Raw genomic sequence first — 17,700 nt, 5'->3', positions numbered from 1 at the left:
CGCATACACACCAGGCAATCCACGCACAAAGAATTGGCAATGCGCATTGTTGGACGGAATTACAGAAAAAGGGTTCCGGGTCTCCGGGAATTCCCTCTATGACGTGCGCCACCTTATTCGGCGCTTATCCGGCGCGCCGCTGCGGGCAGCACGAAGGGCGGGCGCGGAGTCGGCTCCGCGCCCGCCCCGGGGGTCGTCCGCGTCAGTCCACCGCGAGGGTGAAGACGTGGAGGTCCGTGTTGTCCGGCAGCTTCACGCTCGCGATGGTCCTGCCCTCAGGCGCCGCGAAGGGCTTGGTCGCGAAGACGTACGTGGCCACCGGATCCTTGTCCGCGCCTGCGACGTTGCGGTAAGCGGTCCTGGCGACCACCTCGTTGCCGAAACGGACGCTGCCGCCGCCCCCTCCCACGGTCCAGTCGGTGAAGGACAGGTCGACGGCGTCACTGCCGCCGTCGGTGTAGGTGACCGTCGCCGTCGTCTGCTGGTCGCCGTTGACCGCGCTGCCGACGAACGACAACCGCGAGGCAGGCGCGGACAGTTCGATGGTCTGGCCGGTCGCGGAGGCGTTGTCGGGGCGGCCGGCGGGCGAATCGGGCCAGGTGAAGGCGAGGCCTCCGGTCACCGTGCCCTGCGTGCCGCCGGTCAGGCCCGCCGCGGCGAGCGCCTGACGGGAGTAGCTCCAGCCGCCGCCGTCGTAGTCCGCCTCGTCGTGGTCGCCGGAGTCGTCGGAGACGCCCGTGCTGTTGTACGCCGCGATCAGGGAGCCGGGAGCGGCCACCGTCAGGGACACCGGCTGCTCGTACGACGTGTCCCCGTAGGTCACCGCGACCTTGGCGTCGTAGAAGCCCTGCTTGACGTCCCCGGCGGTGGACAGGGTGATCTCCTGGGATCCGTCCGTGAACGTCCCCTCCGAGGGGGACGCCGTGACGCCGTCGGGCACCTCGACCCGGAAGCGCACCTGCGGTGCCCGGCCGCCGCGCAGCGACAGGGCGCGGATGCCGACCTCGGCGCCGCCGCCCGGGGCGATCGTCGCCGTGGTCGGGCCGATGCCGACCTGGTACGGCTGCTCGCCCTCCCGGAAGGAGGGCGGCGCGTCGGACGCGTCCGTTCCCCAGGTGCGGTCCGCGGTGCCCGACAGCGTGTAGTCGAGCCGGCCGCCGTCCTCGACGAAGGAGGCGGGCAGCCACGGCCGGTCACTGGCACGGCCGTCGACCTTCAGCGACCGCACGTACGGCGCGTCGGCCGCCGCGCCCGCAGCGCGGATGGAGATGTCGTTCCCTGCGGGGCGTTCGATCTCGATCCGCGGGAACAGCGGTGAGCCCAGGACGAGTTCGGCGCGGGAGGGCACCTGCGGGTACATGCCGAGGGCCGAGAAGACGTACCAGGAGGACATCGCTCCGAGGTCGTCGTTGCCGGGGATGCCGCCCGGCTGCGTGGACCACAGGGCGCCCATCGCGGCTCGCACCGTCTCCTGCGTCTTGTAGGGCTTGCCGGCATAGGCGTAGAGGTACGGCACGTTGATGGAGGGCTCGTTGTCCATCTCCGACTTCTCGCCGCCGCTGCCGGTGAACGCCCAGCTGCCGTCGGCCTTGTGGAAGAAGGCGTCCAGCCGGTCGAGGGCCTCGTCACGTCCGCCCATCGCGGCGAACAGCCCGGCCGGGTCGTGCTGCACCATCCAGGTGTACTGGGCGGCCGTGCCCTCCACGAAGCCGTTGCCGGTGCCCGGGGTGAAGCCGGTGACCCAGCTGCCGTCGGCCGCGCGGTTGGCGATGTAGCCGCCGCTCGGGTCGGCGGCGAGGTTGAAGTTGTTCTGCCACCACTGGGAGCGCCGGGCGAAGTCGGCGGCGGTGCGCTTGTCCCCCGCGGCCGTGGCGAGCTGGGAGAGGGCGAAGTCGGCGCCCGACATCTCCAGGGTCTCGGCGGCACCGCCCCAGGCGTTGGACACGGACGGCATGTAGTGCAGCTTCAGATACTTGTCCAGGGAGGGGCGCTGGCCCACGGAGAGGATGGGCTTGCCCGCCGGCGAGAGGTCCCGCTCCGTCGGCACGGTCGCCGCCTTCACCAGGGAGCCCAGTGCGCCGCGCAGGTCGAAGTCCGTGCCGCCGAAGGCCCGGATCCCGGCGAGGGCGGCGGGCGACGGGTCGCCGTTCATGACGTGCGTGCCGGCCGCGCCGTGCAGCCAGCGGTCCCAGACGCCGCCGTTCTGCCGGGCGAACTCGTACAGCGACTGCGCGATGTCCGAGCCGGTGCGCGGGCTCAGCAGGGTGAGCAGCTGGACCTGGGAGCGGTAGACGTCCCAGCCGGAGAAGGTGCCGTACTGGGCCTGGTGGCCGCGGGCCACCGTGTGGACCTCGCCGTCGCTGCCCCGGTATCTGCGGTCGCTGTCGCTGATGACGTTGGGGTGCATCATCGCGTGGTAGAGCGCGGTGTAGAAGGTGGTTCGCTCGGCGTCCGTGCCGCCGCCCACCTTGATCGCGCCCAGCCGGTCGCGCCAGGCGCGGCGGGCCGCGTCCCGCACCGAGCCGAAGGAGCGGTGCCGGGGGTTCTCCGCGGCGAGGTTGGCCTCGGCGCCGGCCTGGCTGACGTACGAGATGCCGACCTTGACGTTCACCGGTCCGCCGCCGGGCGCGAACTCCACCCAGCCGCCGGCGCCCTTGCCGGCGACCGGGTTCCCTCCGTCGGCGAAGCCGCCGGTGCCGCCGGAGGCGCTGGTGGAACCGGGGGTGACCTTGTCGTCCTGCCAGGTGCCGGTCGTCTTGAAGGAGCGGTCGAAGCGGGCGGTGAAGTACAGGGTGTAGTAGGAGCGGCGGCCCTCGGGGTCGAGGTAGCCGCAGAAGTTCCCGGAGGTGACGGAGCCGGAGACGGTACGGGTCTTCGGGTCGATGGACACGGTCGAGTCCGTGGACCCGACCTCGGAGTTGGCGGTGCGGATCAGCAGGGAGGCGGGCTTGTCGGCGGGGTAGGTGAAGCGGCCGGAGCCCGTGCGCGCGGTGGCCGTCAGGTCCGCGGTGACGCCGGAGGACAGACCGACCTTGTAGCGGCCCGGCTCGGCGGTCTCGTCGGCGTGCTTGAAGCCGGCGGCGTACACCGCGTCCTCGGTGTCCACGGCGGGCGAGGTGGTGACCTGTCCGGCGTACGGCATGAACGGGATGTCGCCGCTGCCGCCCGCGCAGCCGGTGCCCGACATGTGGGTGAGGCTGAAGCCCCGGATGCGGGGAGTGTCGTAGTGGTAACCGCCGGGCGCCGTGGTGCGGGTGGCGTCGCCGCCGGTGGTCTCGGGGCTCCAGGACAGCATGCCCTGCGGCACGACGGCGCCGGGGAAGACGTTGCCGCCGTTCTTGGTGCCGATCAGGGGGTCGACGTAGGAGGTGGGGTCCTGCACGAGATCGGGTGGCGGCGCGGCGGGCGCCGCGAGGGCGGGAGTGGCGCCGCCGACCGCCAGGACGGCGGCCAGCAGCACGGACGTCGGACGCAAGCGCATGACGCGGCCCTTCTTCTCACGGACGGGTCGCGCGCCACGGTCACACAAGCCGCGGGGACAGTAACGCGCTCCACCGGCGTCCCGGAAGACCGCCTCGGCTGCACGTCAACTCCCTTGACAACGTTGCCTCCTGGGCCGGTATAGTCATGCGCAGCTCAAATGACAACGTTGTCTCGCATCACGGTTCCACAAGCCCCCCACGCACGTACCGGCACCGCCGTTCCCCCCTCCACCTCACCGCTGCCGTCCCGACCGTACCCGCCCCGAGCGCATCCCCGCGTCCAGGACGGATTGCCGTTGCCCACGCCGTCGACGCGTTCAGCCTCCCTTACAACCTCCGGGAACTCGCTCGGCGAGGCCGTGCCGGCGTGCGCGATACCGGCACCCTCCCCGCAGACACATGAGAGGTGCCACGGCGGTGACAGGGTTCGATCAGAGTGAACGACTCATCTGGGCCGGCAGAGCTGCGGCTTATGCGCGTTCGTACGCATCGCTGTGCGCTCACCCGGTGCCGCGGTTGCTGGACGTCGCGCAGGTGCGTCCGGACGTACGGGTGCTCGACGTGGGAACGGGTCCCGGGACGGTCGCCCTGGCCGCGGCCACCCGGGGTGCGGCCGTAACGGCCGTCGACGCGGAGCCCAGCATGGTCGAACTCGCCTGCGGGGCGTCGGGAGCGATCGACTTCCAGATCGCCACCTTGCCCGAGCTTCCCTTCAGTGACGGTGAGTTCGACTCCGTCACCTGCAACTTCGTCCTCAACCACGTGGGCCGGCCCCGGCGCGCGGTGGCAGAGCTGCTTCGCGTGGTGCGGCCGGACGGCTGGATCGCGCTGACGATCTGGCCGGTGCCCCCTGCAGCAGGGCAGGACCTGCTCGGCCGTGCGATCCGGGCTGCCGGCGCTGTTCGTCCGGCCCACTTGCCGACGCTCGCGCCCGAGGAGGACTTCCCACGTGACGAGGAGGGCCTGACCGATCTCCTCCGCGCGGCCGGCTTGCGGGAGGCCAGGTGCGAGACGCTCCGGTGGGACCACCGGACCACTGTCGAGGAATGGTGGAGCGGTCCCGCGGCCGGTGTGGCGTTCGCCGGACACCTCGTGCAGAGCCAGTCCTCGGGGACACGGTCCGCGATCGAGAGAAACTTCCGCAGTTTCAGCGAGGAGTTCACCGACGCGGACGGCATGCTCACGCTGCCGCACGCGGCCTTGCTGGCCTGGGGACGCCGTTGAAACCTTGCGCTCACCGTATTCCGGGCGCCGTCATCCACGAGGCACGGGCCGGGTGAACGGAGACGTGACGGAGCCCGGGAGCGGTATCCAGCTGCCCGGGCTCCTGAGGTGCCACCCAATTGCGCACACCGGCGGCGTTTAAGAGCCGCGGATCATTCTGAGATCGACGTGTTCTACCTTTGAACTACCGCGCCACGGAAGAGGCGCAGAGGGGAATTGAACCCCCATCCGTCGATGATCGTCCGCGCTCGGTCGATCCGGCGTTCGGCGGCGAATGCTGAGACTGGAGCGAGAGTCTGAGATTCACGGGGCTGCCTCTACCGATTGGGCCACCCCGGCGTGTGATGCCGGGGGAGGGACTCGAACCCCCACTGATACCCCTGGTCAGCTTCAACGTCAGTTTCAGCTTGCGCTCTCGGCGCACCCCCCGCTCTCACGGGGGGCGTTGATGAGGCTACCCGAACAAGTAGCCGAAGACCGCATCCCCCACGCGCTGGTCGGAGACGTCCGCGCCGTTGGCCTCCTCGCGGGCGAACTTGACGGCCTGCTGCAGCTTCTCGACCCTGCCGAGCAGCTCGTTCACGCGGCGCGCCGGCAGCGCGCCGGAGAACTTCACAGTCGTCCAGTACCCCACGGGCACGTCCTCGTAGTACACCTCGACCTGCGCCGGGTGCTTCTCCGTGGCCTCGGCCTTCACGTGGTTGCGCGGCACCTTCCTGGTGCGGATCGTCCGGACCGGGTCGGTCTTCCAGCAGTCCGTCGACGGGTCCGGGTTCCACGACTCCGACGCGTCGAGGACCGGCAGCTTGCGCACGAACGTGTGCAGGTCGGTGAGCTGCTTCTCCAGGAACAGCAGGTACGGGACGGGCACCTGCGCGAGCAGCACCCGCCCGTCCACGACCACGTCCGCGGCCGCGGTCCGGTTGGCCCAGTCCTTGGTCGCCGTCACGTCGAAGAGCCGCGTCAGGGTGCCCCCGACCGCGTGCAGGACGTCCTCTGCCTTCACCTGGACCCGGGTGGACTCCGGGGGCAGTTGCTCGCCCTCCTCGTCCTTGGGCTGGTACGTCCGCGAGATCCCGGCGAGCAGCGCGGGCTTCTGGACGTCGTGATGGGCCTGGGTCAGTTCCTGGAGGGACTTGGACTTGACGCCCTTTTCCACGGCGATGATCTGATTGAGCTTCGGCACGTCATGGAAATTAGCAGTGCCCGGTGCGCACACACACCCGATTTTCCGACGGGGGCGGACATCCGTTCGATGACCGCGCGCGGATATCGTCGCCGCATGCCCGAACTGGTCGCGCCCACCGTCCTCCTGCATGCCGCCTGGCTCGAGGCCCACGACGAGTGGGGGCCCGGCCGGCACGAGGACGGCTTCGGGCTGGGGCCGTCCGACGAGGTCGGCTCGGCGGACGGGTTCGCGGCCTGGGTGACGATGCTGGCCGGGCAGTCCGGTCCGGAGGCCGTGGCGGCGGGCCACGCGTGTACGTACCGGTGGATCGTCGAGGGCGACCGTGTGCACGGCGGCATCGCCCTGCGGCTGGGGCCCGACGACTACGTGCTGCGGTTCGGCCACATCGGCTACGGCATCCGGCCGTCCTCGCGCCGCCGTGGACTGGCCACCTGGGCCCTGGGGCGGATGCTCGACGAGGCGCGCGGACTGGGGCTGGAGCACATGCTCGTCGTCAGCGAGGCCTCCAACACCGCCTCCGCGCGGACGATCGAGCGCAACGGCGGCGTCCTCGAACCCGGAGGTGCCCGGGAGGCCGGGGCGGGCGCGGTACGGCGCTACCGGATCACGATCGCCTGAGTCGACGCCGCCTCAGGGGTGCAGCGCCCGCTGCAGGGCCTCGACGGCCAGCGTGCGGGCGACGACGGTCGCCTTGGAGTCGCGGAGGCTGTCGAGCATGAGGAAGTCGTGGACCATGCCGAGCACCCGGACCGCGGTGACGTCCACGCCCGCCTCGCGCAGCTTGGCGGCGTAGGCCTCTCCCTCGTCGCGCAGTACGTCGGCCTCGTCGGTGATGACCAAGGTGGTGGGCAGGCCGCGCAGCTGCTCGACGCCGGCGCGCAGCGGGGACGCGTAGATCTCGGCGCGCTGCCCGGGGTCGCTGGTGTAGGCGTCCCAGAACCACTTCATCCCGTCGCGGGTGAGGTAGTAGCCCTCGGCGAACTGCTGGTAGGAGGGCGTGTCGAAGTCGGCGTCGGTCACCGGGTAGAGCAGCACCTGGGCCGCCACGTCGATGTCGCCGCGGTCCTTCGCCATCAGCGCGAAGACGGTCGACATGTTGCCGCCGACCGAGTCGCCGCAGACGGCCAGGCGCGAGGCGTCGAGCTTGCGGTCCTCGCCGTTGCTCAGGATCCACTTCCCGACCGCGTAGTTCTGCTCGATCTGGGTGGGGTACTTCGCCTCGGGTGCCAGGTCGTAGACGGGGAAGACCACGGCGGCGTTGGTGCCGACGGCGAGTTCGCGCACGAGCCGGTCGTGGGTGTTCTCGTCGCCGAACACCCATCCGGCGCCGTGGATGTAGAACACCACCGGGAGAGTCTCCGTGGCCCCTTCGGGGCGGATGATGCGGGCCCGGACGCTGCCGTACTCTCCGGCGTCGACGGTCACCCATTCCTCGTCCACCGCGGGCTTGGGCACGCCCTCCCCCGCCTGCAGGTCGTCGAGGATCCCCCGGCCGCTCTCCGGCGGGACCTCGTAGATGCGCGGGTGCTGTGCGGTGGCGTCCGCCAGTTCCTTGGCCGCGGGTTCCAGGACGGGCGCCGTTGACGGGGATTCGGGCATGGTGAGCCTCCTGCCGGGGATTCCGTTCATGGGGTGGCGAATGCGGTCGCAAGGGGCCGTGCCGGCCGCTTTTCCATCGTCCCTCGGCGATTCGGCGCCGCAACTCCGGGAATCCACGCGGTCGCAGAGCGCTGACGGCAGGGCCACAGGCTGTCACGCCGCAGCGCGGCGGCGTCCCGCGGCGTGGTGTCTCGTGCCCGGCGGGGCCCGCTCCCTACGATGCGCGGGTGCGATTCGCGATGTCCATCCCGCAGTTCCACGCGGACGGCGAGTTCGATCCGGCCGCGTTCCGGACCCATCTGACACGCGTCGAGGAGCTGGGTTTCCACAGCGCCTGGGCGCAGGAACAGCCGCTGGGTACGAGGCCGCAGCTCGGGCCGCTCGAGGCGATGGCCTTCGCCGCGGCGTGCACGCAGCGGCTGCGCCTGGGGTGCTCGGTCCTCGTGTCCACGCTGCACAGTCCGGTGCATCTGGCCAAGAGCATCGCCTCGCTGGACCAGCTGAGCCGGGGCCGGATCGAGGCGGGCTTCGGAACGGGCGGCCCGCGGCGGCCCTTCGCGGCGTTCGGCGTCGCGCCGGAGCGTTATGCGTCCCGCTTCTACGAGGGCATGGAGGTCATGACCCGGCTGTGGCGGGACTCCCGTGTCGACTTCTCCGGGGAGTTCTGGCAGTTGGACGATGCGGCGATGGAGCCGAAGCCGTTCCAGAAGCCCTTTCCTCCGCTGTGGTTCGGGGGCAGCGGGCGTACCGCCCTGCGCCGCGCGGTGGCGAGTCCGGGGCTCTTCACCGGCTTCTTCGGCGCGGGTCAGGTCCGGACGGAGACGTTCGCCGAACAGGTCGGGACCGTGCGGCAGGCGCTGGCCGAGAGCGGCAGGCCCCTGGAGGCCTTCGGGATCGCCAAGCGCGTCTACATCGCGGTGGACGACGACTCCCGTCGCGCCCGCGACCGGATCGACGCGGAACTGGCGGCGCTGTACATGAGGAAGTCACCCGGGATCGAGGCCGCCGCGATCGCGGGGACGCCCGCGGAGTGCGTCCGCTCACTGCGCGAGGTTGTCACCGCCGGCGCGGAGCTCATCCTGTTCACGCCCCTGTTCGAGGCCTCCGAGCAGACCGAACGCCTCGCCGCCGAGGTCCTGCCGCGGCTCGGCTGACGCGGCGGGACGGGGCGCGCCTCCGCCAGGAACGAAGCGCGGCGGCGAGCAGATCGTGGGTCGCGGTGTCGAAGGCCACCAGCGTGATCCCCCGGACCCCGGTCGGCGTCGACCTGCGGACGGCGACCGCGATCCCCGCCGCCTCCTCCGCCGGATGTCCGTGGACGCCCGTGGCGATCGCGGGGAACGCGACGCTCGCCGCCCCCGGTTCGTCGGCGACCTCCGGACAGCGGCGGTAGCAGGAGGCGAGGACCTCGGCCTCTCCCTGGTCGCCGCCTTCCCACACCGGGCCGACCGTGTGCATCACGTGCCTGACCCGCGGTCCGAGGTCGGAGGCGGGCGTCGCCGTCGCATCACCCGGTGGACAGGGACCGACGGCGGCACCGGCCTGCGCCCGTCGCGGCCCCACTGCCCGGTGGGTGGCGCCGTCCACGCCACCGCCGCCCATCAGTGACTCGTCGGCCTCGGTCACGACGGCGACGGTGTCCTGAGCGGTGATGTCGCCCTGCTCAACGTCGATCACAGACATGCCCTGATCAGGCCGGACCGCCTGATCGTTCGAGTGTCCGAAGGTTGTTGTATGGTGCAGAGCCATTGATCGTTGTACAGGTTTTTACCCCCAGGGGGGAACTTTTCATGCGTATTCGTCGCCTTGTGGCGATCACCGCTGCGACCGGCACGCTCGCGCTCGGTCTCGCGGCCTGTGGTGACTCCGCCGAGGACGCCGCGCCGAAGGCCGGGTCGACGCAGGGCTCCGCCAAGCCGGCGGAGAAGAAGGAGGCCACCCCGGTCGAGGCGCTGCAGAACGCCACCAAGGCCGTGGAGCAGCAGGCTTCCGCGAAGGTCAGCGTCGACGCCGTCGATCCGGCGGATGGCAACACCAAGGCCGAGGGCACGCTGAGCTGGGAGAAGGGCTCCGAGGCGGCCGAGCTCAGCATGGACGCCGCTTCCGACCCCGACCTGCAGGACATGGCGGGCCCGGACGGCAAGGTGCACATGACGATGGCCGACGGCGGCGTGTACCTCCCCGTCGAGGGGGAGATGGCAGAGGCCGCGGGCGGCAAGAAGTGGCTGAAGCTCGACGGCGCCTCCGCGGAGGACAACCCGGCCGCCGACCTGCCGCACGGGCCCGCCGCGGCCCTCGCCGCCCTGTCCACCGCGCCGGACCTCGCCGAGGCCGGGAAGGAGCAGGTGGCCGGCGCCGAGGCGACCCACTACACGGGCACGGTGGACATCAAGAAGCTCGCCGCGGACACCGCCGTCCTGGAGCTCATCGGCAAGGACGAGCGTGACGCGTACGTCAAGGAACTGCGCACCACCGGCCTCAAGAACACCGTCAAGATCGAGGCGTGGATCGGCGCCGACGACCTCGCCGTGCAGACCGTGGAGTCCGGTACGACCGCCAAGGGCGCGGCCAAGCTGACGATCGGATACTCCGGCTACGGCAAGACCTCCGCCATCAAGGTGCCTCCGGCCAAGGACGTCACCACGTTCGCCGAGATGCTGCAGAACGCCGCCCAGGGCTGATCCCCTCGTGTCGGTGGGTGCGCCGCGACCGCGCGCACCCGCCGGCCGCGTGGCACAGCCCCGCGCGACCCCTCGGTCCGACGGCGTACCGCCGGACCGCTTCGCCGCGGTCGGCGACCCCGGAGCCCGCAGCCTGGGGCGGCGCGCGCAGCCCGTACCCTGAGGGGGCGATGAACCTCTTCAGCACGCCGTGGGGCGCACTCGAACTGACCCGATTCCCCGCGGAGCCGCGGGAGACGCTGCGGGCGTGGGACGCCGCGGACGACTACCTGTTGCGGCACCTCGCTGAGACGGGCACGGACCTGACGGGCACGATCGTCGTCCTGGGCGACCGCTGGGGAGCGCTGGCGACGGCGCTGGCCGCACACCGTCCCGTGCAGATCACGGACTCCCACCTCGGGCAGCAGGCCACGCGCGCGAACCTGCGGCGCAACGTGCCGGACGCCGAGGTGCGGGTGCTGACCACGCGCGACGAGCCGCCCGCCCGCATCGACGTGCTGCTGGTCCGGGTACCGAAGAGCCTCGCCCTGCTGGAGGACCAGCTGCACCGGCTGGCGCCAGCGCTCCACCCGGGCACCGTCGTCCTGGGTACGGGGATGGTCACCGAGATCCACACGTCCACGCTGCGGCTGTTCGAGCGGATCGTCGGGCCGACCCGGACCTCCCTGGCGGTGCGCAAGGCACGGCTGGTCTTCAGCACCCCCGATCCGGCGGCGGCCCGCGGGACGAACCCGTGGCCGCTGCGGTACGCGCTGCCCGACGGCATCGGGCCGTTGTCCGGACACACCGTCACCAACCACGCGGGAGTGTTCTGCGCCGACCACCTCGACATCGGCACCCGCTTCCTGCTCGAGCACCTTCCGGACCGCAAGGGCCCGGACCGCGTGGTCGACCTGGGCTGCGGCAACGGTGTGGTCGGCACCGCGGTCGCTCTGGCGAACCCCGACAGCGACGTGCTGTTCGTCGACGAGTCGCACCAGGCGGTCGCCTCCGCCGAGGAGACCTTCCGCGACAACGCCGGCCCCGGGGGCAGGGCCCGGTTCCTCGTCGGGGACGCCGCCGACGCCGTGGCCGCCGTCCGGCCCGAGGGGGCCGACCTCGTCCTCAACAACCCGCCGTTCCACTCCCACCAGGCGGTCACCGCCGCGACCGCCCAGCGCATGTTCGTCACCGCCCGGTCCGCGCTGCGGTCCGGGGGCGAGTTGCTGGTCGTCGGCAACCGGCACCTCGGCTACCACGTGCGCCTGCGGCGGCTCTTCGGGAACTGCGAGGTCGTCGCGTCGAATCCGAAGTTCGTGGTCCTGCGGGCCGTCAAGGTCTGACACCGGGCCGCCGCACCCTTGAGGCCGCTGGAACCGGGCAGGCGTTCCCCATGGTGGACGAGACCTACGGCGGCGGCGGAGCGGAGGCGGGCGGGCACCGTACGGTGCCGCACACCGCCGATGTGCGGATCGAGGCGTGGGGGCCGACCAGGGAGCAGTGCCTGGTCGAGGCGGTGATGGGGCTGGTCGCGTGCTTCGCGGACGTCGCCGGGGTGCGGCCCGCGTGTGTGCGGCGGGTACCGGTGGCGGAGGCCGCCGACGACGATCTGCTGGCCGACCTCCTCGACGAGGTCATCTTCCGGCTCGAGGTGCACGGGGAGGTGCCCGTCGACGTCGAGGCCGAGTCGGACGACGACGGCGGCGGGCTGGACGTACGGATGGCGGTGGCCGACGTCGGGTCGGTCGAGGTCGTCGGCGCGGTGCCGAAGGCCGTTTCTCTGGGCGAGCTCCATCTGGCGCCGGGCCCGTACGGCTGGACCTGCGCGGCGACCGTCGACGTCTGACCGCCCGTCCTCCGGAAGGTGGCTACCCCTTCACCACACCGAGGGGCACCAGGCGGACGACCCTGCGGCACAGTCCGGCGCCCTCGCTGGCCTCCACCACCGCCGAGACGTCCTTGTACGCCTCCGGGGCCTCCTCGGCGAGGCCGCGCCAGGACGAGGCGCGTACGGCGATCCCGCGGGCCTCCAGCCGCGCCCGCAGCTCCCTGCCGCTGACCCCGCGCGCGGCCTGGTGCCGGCTCTTCTCCCGGCCGGCCCCGTGGCAGGTCGAGTGGAAGGCCTCACCGCGGGGGACTCCGGTGAGGACGTACGAGCAGGTGCCCATGGTGCCGGGGATGAGCACGGGCTGGCCGAAGCCGCGGAGGTCGGCGGGCAGGTCCGGATGGCCGGGCGGGAGCGCCCGGGTGGCGCCCTTGCGGTGGACGCACAGGGTGCGCGGCGCCGCGTCCACCTCGTGCTCCTCGATCTTCGCCAGGTTGTGGGACACGTCGTAGACGAGCGTGAGACGGACGCCCGCCTCGCGGCGGAAGACGCGGCGGGACAGCTCGCCCAGCAGCTGACGGTTGGCCCGGGCGTAGTTGGCGGCGGCGGCCATCGCGCCGAGGTAGGCGCGGCCCTCGGGCGAGTCGACGGGGACGCAGGCGAGCTGCCGGTCGGGGACCTCGATGCCGTAGCGCCGCATCGCGCGGTCCATCGCCCGCACGTGGTCGGAGCAGATCTGGTGGCCCAGTCCCCGGGAACCGCAGTGGATCATCACGCAGACCTGGCCGAGCGCGAGGCCGAAGGCGGCGGCCACCGGCTCGTCGTAGACCTCGGCGACCTCCTGCACCTCCAGGAAGTGGTTGCCCGAGCCGAGGCTGCCGACCTGCCCGAGGCCGCGTTCGCGGGCGCGTGCGCCGACCTGGGCGGTGTCCGCGTCGGCCACCGCGCCGTCGTCCTCGCAGCGGCGCAGGTCGCCGTCCTCGCCGTGGCCCTCCTCCACCGCATAGCGGGACCCGCCCGCCAGCACGCGTTCCAGCAGGCGGTCGCTGCCCAGGTGCCAGACGGCTCCGGTGACCGCGCCGCGCGGCGTGTCCTGGCCCAGTCCGTCCATGATCGCGGGCAGGGCGGGTCCGATCGCGGCACGGTCGCAGTCGGCGGCCAGCAGCCGTACGCCGCAGGAGATGTCGAAGCCCACCCCGCCCGGGGAGACCACGCCGCCGTCGGCGACGTCGGTCGCGGCCACCCCTCCGATGGGGAAGCCGTAGCCCCAGTGGACGTCCGGCATGGCGTACGAGGCTCCGACGATGCCCGGCAGCGCCGCCACGTTGACGACCTGCTCAAGGGCCTTCTCTGCGTGGCTCAGCAGGTCGCGCGAGGCGAACACGACGCCGGGCACGCGCATCGGCGCGCGCCGGGCGATGCGGAAACGGTAGGGGTCCTCTTCCACGACTTCCATCACAGCTTCCATCACAGCCTCCGAAGCCGGCCGGCCGGCGAACACACCCCCAGGTGTCGCGTTGCCACAGCCGGCGGCCTCAAACGGCGCCCCGGCCGGATCCGGGTTCCGGACGTAGCATGAGAAAACGAGCAGGAACGCACTCACCTGCGACGGTCCGGCCACGGCGGTCCCGGTGCGACCGCGCCGGGGCACGGCGCCAGTCCGGCGCTCCACCGAGGAGCAGCTCATGATCCATTCAGCCGATATCCGCGAGTGGCGCGACCGCGACGTCATCGACCCCAAGGGTCACAAGATCGGCGCGCTGGAGGCGGTCTACGTCGACACCGCCACCGACGAGCCCTCCATGGCGACGGTGCGTACCGGGCTGCCCACGCGGCAGCGACTGGTGTTCGTCCCCCTCGACGAGGCGGTCGTGGGGCCCGGCTACGTCCAGGTCGCCCAGTCCAAGGGGCTGGTGAGGAAGGCTCCGTCCATCGGGACGGACGACGTCCTGCCCGTCGAGCAGGAAGTGGAGATCTTCCAGTACTACGACATGGCCTACCACCCGGGCGCCGGCGGCGAACGCAAGCTCGCCCGGCGCTGAGCGCACCACGTCGCGCCGGGAGGTGTTCCGACCATGGCGCTCTTTCTCTTCCTGCTTCTGGCGGCCGTCGTCCTCGGCCTCGTCGGTGTGGTCGCCGACGGTCTGTTCTACCTGCTGATCATCGGCATCGTCGTGCTCGTGCTCGACCTGGTCTTCGTCGGGGTCAGGTGGCGGCGTTCGCGCCGCGGTCTCCTGCGCTGACGCCGGCCGGCCGAGATGAGTGGCGCACAAACCGGTGGGTAGCAGGCATCAGATACGAAGAGTCCTCCGTGCGAAGAGGGAATCCGTCATGACGGACCAGAAAGCCGCCGCCCGCCCGATCGGGCCCGACAGCGACCTGGAACAGGTCTTCGAACTCGCCCAGCAGCTCCGTGTGGACTCCGTGCGGGCCAGCACCGCGGCCGGCTCGGGCCACCCCACCTCCAGCCTGTCCGCCGCCGACCTGATGGCCGTACTGATGGCCCGTCATCTCAGCTACGACTGGCGGCAGCCGAAGAACCCGGCCAACGACCACCTGATCTTCTCCAAGGGACACGCCTCTCCCCTGCTGTACGCGATGTTCCACGCCGCGGGCGCCGTCGACGAGCACGAACTCATGACGACGTACCGCACGTTCGGAGCGCGCCTCCAGGGCCACCCCACGCCCGTCCTTCCCTGGGTGGACGTGGCGACCGGATCGCTGGGCCAGGGCATCGCCTACGGCGTGGGCATCGCCACCGCGGGACGCGACCTGGAGCACGAGCCGTACCGGGTGTGGGTGTTGTGCGGCGACAGCGAGATGGCCGAGGGCTCGGTCTGGGAGGCCCTCGACAAGGCCGGCCAGCGTCAACTGCCCAACTTCGTGGCGATCGTCGACGTCAACCGGCTCGGCCAGCGCGGCCCGACGGAACTGCAGTGGGACACCGAGGCGTACGCCCGCCGCGTCGAGGCCTTCGGCTGCCGCGCCCTGGTCGTCGACGGCCACGACCTCCAGTCCGTCGACCGGGCGCTGACCACCGCCGCCGACAGGCAGGGGCCCACCGTCATCGTGGCCAGGACCGTGAAGGGCCAGGGCGTCCCGGAGGTCGCCGACCACGAGGGCTGGCACGGCAAGCCGCTGCCGCCGGACCTCGCGGAGCACGCCATCGCGGAGCTCGGGGGCGTACGTCACCTCACCGTCCGCGGCCCCCGGCCGCCCGAGGCCGCGCCGCGCCCGCCGACGGCGGCGACGGCCCCCATGGACCTGCCGCGCTTCCGGCTCGGGGACGAGGTCGCCACCCGGGTCGCCTTCGGCAAGGCGCTCGTCGTCGTCGGCGTCCGCCCCGACGTCGTGGTGCTGGACGCCGAGGTCGGCAACTCCACGCACGCGGAGGACTTCGGCAAGGCCTACCCCGACCGGTACTTCGAGACGTACATCGCCGAGCAGCAGATGATCGCCTCTGCCGTGGGCATGGCCGTGCGCGGTTACCGTCCGTACGCCGCGACGTTCGCGGCCTTCCTCACGCGGGCCCACGACTTCATCCGCATGGCGGCCATCTCGCAGATCTCGATGGCCCTGTCGGGCAGCCACTGCGGCGTGGAGATCGGTGCGGACGGGCCGTCGCAGATGGGCGTGGAGGATCTGGCGATGATGCGCGCGGTCCACGGCTCCACGGTGCTGTACCCCAGCGACGCCACGTCCGCGGCGGCACTGACGGCAGCCCAGGCCGACCTCGACGGCATCTCGTACCTGCGCACCACGCGCGGGGCGTATCCCGTGCTGTACGGGCCCGACGAGTCCTTCCCGGTGGGCGGTTCCAAGACCCTGCGGCAGTCCGGCGACGACGAGGTCACCCTCGTCGGGGCCGGGGTCACGCTGCACGAGTGCCTGGCGGCGGCGGACGCGCTGGCCGGTGAGGGCGTCACGGCCCGGGTGATCGACCTGTACTCGGTCAAGCCCGTGGACGCCGACGCCCTCGCGCGCGCCGCCCGCGACACCGGTGCCCTCGTCGTCGCCGAGGACCACCACCCCGAGGGCGGCCTGGGCGAGGCCGTCCTGTCGGCCCTCGCCGCACGGCGCCAGGGCCCGGCCTTCGCCCACCTGGCCGTCCGCGACCTGCCCGGCTCCGGCACGGCGGAGGAACTGATGGACGCCGCCGGCATCTCCCGCACGCACATCGCGGAGGCGGCAAGGCGCCTGGCCTCGGGCTGACCCCCGCCGCGTCCGATACGAGCACCGGCGGCCGCCGTCCCCCGTGACGGCGGCCGCCGCGGCGTCCGCCGGCCCGCGCCGAGCGCGCCGCGCCGGGCAGCCCGTCACCTGGACGGGCTAACCGGGTCGCCGGCCGGGGCGCCCCTCGGCTGTACGCCGGGACCGGCCCCGGGCCCCGGGGCACGCCCCGGCCCCGGGTCCCTCGCCGGGCGATCTTCCTCCGCGTCGCCCACGCTGGTGCCGGTGCCCGCCCACCCGGCGGCGCCGCCGCACGGCAGGGCGGCCTTCCCGGCCGCCACGACACCCCCACAAGGGAGCAGGCATGACATTGACGACGGATGCGCTCATACCCGCGCTCGAGGATGTGCGGGAGGCACACGCCGCGGTGGTCGACCGGTTCCGGGCCGACATGGCCGTCACCCCGGTCGGTCCCCATCGGCAGACCCTGGAACGTCATGCCGCCCAGACCCAGCACCACATCGCCCGCATCGACACCCACGTCCGGGACATGCGCCCGCGCCATCTGCTCCGGGACACCGGCGACATGGTCCGCACCGCGTCGGCGGGCGCGTTCCACACGGCGATGGCGCCCCTGCACATCGGCGCCCGCATGGTCCGCGGGATCCTGCCGGGAGGGGCGCACACCGACGAGCACCAACTGCTCAGGAACACCGAGGACGAGTACACCGCCACCGCGCGGGCGCTCGCCGCCTGCCGCGCCGGCGAGAGCATCGCCACCCTCGCCCAGGACGACCGCGCCTCCGCGCTGTTGAGCACGCTGCGCCGGCAGGACGAACAGCTCCTGCGCGAGCTGGAGTCCAGCGTCGAGGACCAGGCGCTGGCGCTGGCCACCACGGCGGCCGGCGACGGCCACCACCCCCGCGGCGCGGCCGGCATCGCCGACGCCGCCGTCCGCACGCTGCGCACCACCGCCCAACGGCTGCAGGCCGTCTGGACGGGCGGCGGGCAGCCGGCGGCCCGTCCCGCCGGCGACGCCGAGCGCCCGGCCGGAAAGGCCCCGAGGGCACACGCGCCGATGGCCCGCACCGTGGACCTGCCGCTGGCGGACTACGACCGGCTGCCCGTCGCCGAGATCATCCAGCGGCTGCGCATCTTCTCGCAGGCGGACCTCTCCATGATCGAGGACTACGAACGGGAGCACGGCGACCGGGTCGGCATCCTGAACGCCATCGAGAACCTGCGCGCCAACCAGCCCTGGCCCGGCTACGACACCATGAGCCCGGATCAGATCACCGCGCGGCTGCGCGGAGCCGAACCGCTGCTGGCCCGGCAGGCCATGGACTACGAGCGGCAGCACCGCGGGCGTCCCGACGTCATCAGCGCCGCCAAGCAGCGCACCCGCGCCGTCGTCTGAGCCGCCGCTGCACGAGGTCCCCGCCGTGGCACCACGGCGGGGACCCTCGCGTGGGCCCGAAAGGCGGTTCAGGCGGCGCGGTTTGGCACCGTCCCGTCCGGGCAGGCGCGGGCCACGAGGCGAAAGACGCCGCA

The 17,700-nt window shown here is 72.3% G+C and carries 15 protein-coding genes; 10 read left to right on the top strand and 5 right to left on the bottom strand.

All coding sequences use genetic code 11. The features are described from left to right. Positions 1-202: 202 nt before the first annotated feature. Positions 203-3,481, bottom strand: a complete 3,279-nt coding sequence (locus OIE69_RS39730; RefSeq protein WP_326580091.1) for a GH92 family glycosyl hydrolase — start codon at positions 3,479-3,481, stop codon at positions 203-205. A 418-nt stretch (positions 3,482-3,899) separates the two neighbouring features. On the opposite strand from OIE69_RS39730, the gene OIE69_RS39725 reads away from it, so the two are divergent. Continuing rightward, positions 3,900-4,706, top strand: coding sequence for a class I SAM-dependent methyltransferase (locus OIE69_RS39725; RefSeq protein WP_326580089.1), 807 nt, complete (start codon positions 3,900-3,902; stop codon positions 4,704-4,706). Between the two features lie 454 nt (positions 4,707-5,160). On the opposite strand, the gene OIE69_RS39720 is transcribed toward OIE69_RS39725, so the two are convergent. Further along, the gene (locus OIE69_RS39720) at positions 5,161-5,892 is read right to left on the bottom strand and encodes a DUF7873 family protein (protein ID WP_326580087.1); all 732 of its coding nucleotides are present in this window, start codon (positions 5,890-5,892) and stop codon (positions 5,161-5,163) included. Between the two features lie 96 nt (positions 5,893-5,988). On the opposite strand from OIE69_RS39720, the gene OIE69_RS39715 reads away from it, so the two are divergent. Beyond that, positions 5,989-6,513 (top strand): GNAT family N-acetyltransferase, encoded by a 525-nt coding sequence (locus OIE69_RS39715; RefSeq protein WP_326580085.1) that lies wholly within the window; start codon positions 5,989-5,991, stop codon positions 6,511-6,513. A gap of 12 nt (positions 6,514-6,525) precedes the next feature. Here the strand turns inward: OIE69_RS39715 and OIE69_RS39710 are convergent, their stop codons facing one another. Next, positions 6,526-7,494: an alpha/beta hydrolase gene (locus tag OIE69_RS39710; protein WP_326580083.1), complete on the bottom strand. Its 969-nt coding sequence runs from the start codon at positions 7,492-7,494 to the stop codon at positions 6,526-6,528. Between the two features lie 227 nt (positions 7,495-7,721). Between OIE69_RS39710 and OIE69_RS39705 the strand changes: the two genes are divergently transcribed. Next, entirely contained in the window at positions 7,722-8,648 is a 927-nt protein-coding gene (locus OIE69_RS39705; protein WP_326580081.1) for an LLM class flavin-dependent oxidoreductase, read from the top strand. Here OIE69_RS39705 and OIE69_RS39700 read toward each other — a convergent pair. Beyond that, entirely contained in the window at positions 8,578-9,177 is a 600-nt protein-coding gene (locus tag OIE69_RS39700) for a macro domain-containing protein (protein WP_326580079.1), read from the bottom strand. The genes OIE69_RS39705 and OIE69_RS39700 overlap by 71 nt on opposite strands. Before the next feature lie 107 nt (positions 9,178-9,284). Between OIE69_RS39700 and OIE69_RS39695 the strand changes: the two genes are divergently transcribed. The 3 genes from OIE69_RS39695 to OIE69_RS39685 all read left to right on the top strand — a co-directional run bounded on the left by OIE69_RS39695 (position 9,285) and on the right by OIE69_RS39685 (position 12,000). Further along, entirely contained in the window at positions 9,285-10,175 is an 891-nt protein-coding gene (locus OIE69_RS39695) for a hypothetical protein (protein ID WP_326580077.1), read from the top strand. 170 nt (positions 10,176-10,345) lie between these two features. After that, positions 10,346-11,497, top strand: a complete 1,152-nt coding sequence (locus OIE69_RS39690; protein ID WP_326580075.1) for a methyltransferase — start codon at positions 10,346-10,348, stop codon at positions 11,495-11,497. Between the two features lie 50 nt (positions 11,498-11,547). Then, the gene (locus OIE69_RS39685; RefSeq protein WP_326580073.1) at positions 11,548-12,000 is read left to right on the top strand and encodes an archease; all 453 of its coding nucleotides are present in this window, start codon (positions 11,548-11,550) and stop codon (positions 11,998-12,000) included. Positions 12,001-12,022: 22 nt separating this feature from the next. Here OIE69_RS39685 and OIE69_RS39680 read toward each other — a convergent pair whose 3' ends face one another. Next, the gene (locus tag OIE69_RS39680) at positions 12,023-13,435 is read right to left on the bottom strand and encodes an RtcB family protein (RefSeq protein WP_326580070.1); all 1,413 of its coding nucleotides are present in this window, start codon (positions 13,433-13,435) and stop codon (positions 12,023-12,025) included. A gap of 229 nt (positions 13,436-13,664) precedes the next feature. Here OIE69_RS39680 and OIE69_RS39675 point away from each other — a divergent pair, with 229 nt between their 5' ends. From OIE69_RS39675 to OIE69_RS39660, 4 genes are all read left to right on the top strand, one after another. Next, positions 13,665-14,021, top strand: a complete 357-nt coding sequence (locus tag OIE69_RS39675; protein ID WP_326580068.1) for a PRC-barrel domain-containing protein — start codon at positions 13,665-13,667, stop codon at positions 14,019-14,021. A gap of 33 nt (positions 14,022-14,054) precedes the next feature. Next, positions 14,055-14,222, top strand: coding sequence for a hypothetical protein (locus OIE69_RS39670; RefSeq protein ID WP_326580066.1), 168 nt, complete (start codon positions 14,055-14,057; stop codon positions 14,220-14,222). Between the two features lie 88 nt (positions 14,223-14,310). Next, positions 14,311-16,191, top strand: coding sequence for a transketolase (locus OIE69_RS39665; RefSeq protein WP_326580064.1), 1,881 nt, complete (start codon positions 14,311-14,313; stop codon positions 16,189-16,191). Positions 16,192-16,513: 322 nt separating this feature from the next. Beyond that, positions 16,514-17,566, top strand: coding sequence for a hypothetical protein (locus tag OIE69_RS39660; RefSeq protein WP_326580062.1), 1,053 nt, complete (start codon positions 16,514-16,516; stop codon positions 17,564-17,566). The last annotated feature ends 134 nt before the right edge of the window (positions 17,567-17,700 follow it).

The sequence above is a fragment of the Actinacidiphila glaucinigra genome (assembly GCF_035918135.1).
GTDB classification, from domain to species: domain Bacteria; phylum Actinomycetota; class Actinomycetes; order Streptomycetales; family Streptomycetaceae; genus Actinacidiphila; species Actinacidiphila glaucinigra.
Note: the sequence above shows the minus strand (reverse complement) of the source record. Positions and strands in the feature narration are given on the sequence as shown.

Bases quoted from the DNA above. Each gene is read 5' to 3' on its own strand.
- OIE69_RS39685 (WP_326580073.1), top strand. From the start codon at position 11,548: ATGGTGGACGAGACCTACGGCGGCGGCGGAGCGGAGGCGGGCGGGCAC.
- OIE69_RS39715 (WP_326580085.1), top strand. From the start codon at position 5,989: ATGCCCGAACTGGTCGCGCCCACCGTCCTCCTGCATGCCGCCTGGCTC.
- OIE69_RS39700 (WP_326580079.1), bottom strand. From the start codon at position 9,177: ATGTCTGTGATCGACGTTGAGCAGGGCGACATCACCGCTCAGGACACC.
- OIE69_RS39730 (WP_326580091.1), bottom strand. From the start codon at position 3,481: ATGCGCTTGCGTCCGACGTCCGTGCTGCTGGCCGCCGTCCTGGCGGTC.
- OIE69_RS39680 (WP_326580070.1), bottom strand. From the start codon at position 13,435: ATGGAAGTCGTGGAAGAGGACCCCTACCGTTTCCGCATCGCCCGGCGC.
- OIE69_RS39710 (WP_326580083.1), bottom strand. From the start codon at position 7,494: ATGCCCGAATCCCCGTCAACGGCGCCCGTCCTGGAACCCGCGGCCAAG.
- OIE69_RS39660 (WP_326580062.1), top strand. From the start codon at position 16,514: ATGACATTGACGACGGATGCGCTCATACCCGCGCTCGAGGATGTGCGG.
- OIE69_RS39665 (WP_326580064.1), top strand. From the start codon at position 14,311: ATGACGGACCAGAAAGCCGCCGCCCGCCCGATCGGGCCCGACAGCGAC.
- OIE69_RS39690 (WP_326580075.1), top strand. From the start codon at position 10,346: ATGAACCTCTTCAGCACGCCGTGGGGCGCACTCGAACTGACCCGATTC.
- OIE69_RS39695 (WP_326580077.1), top strand. From the start codon at position 9,285: ATGCGTATTCGTCGCCTTGTGGCGATCACCGCTGCGACCGGCACGCTC.
- OIE69_RS39670 (WP_326580066.1), top strand. From the start codon at position 14,055: ATGGCGCTCTTTCTCTTCCTGCTTCTGGCGGCCGTCGTCCTCGGCCTC.
- OIE69_RS39675 (WP_326580068.1), top strand. From the start codon at position 13,665: ATGATCCATTCAGCCGATATCCGCGAGTGGCGCGACCGCGACGTCATC.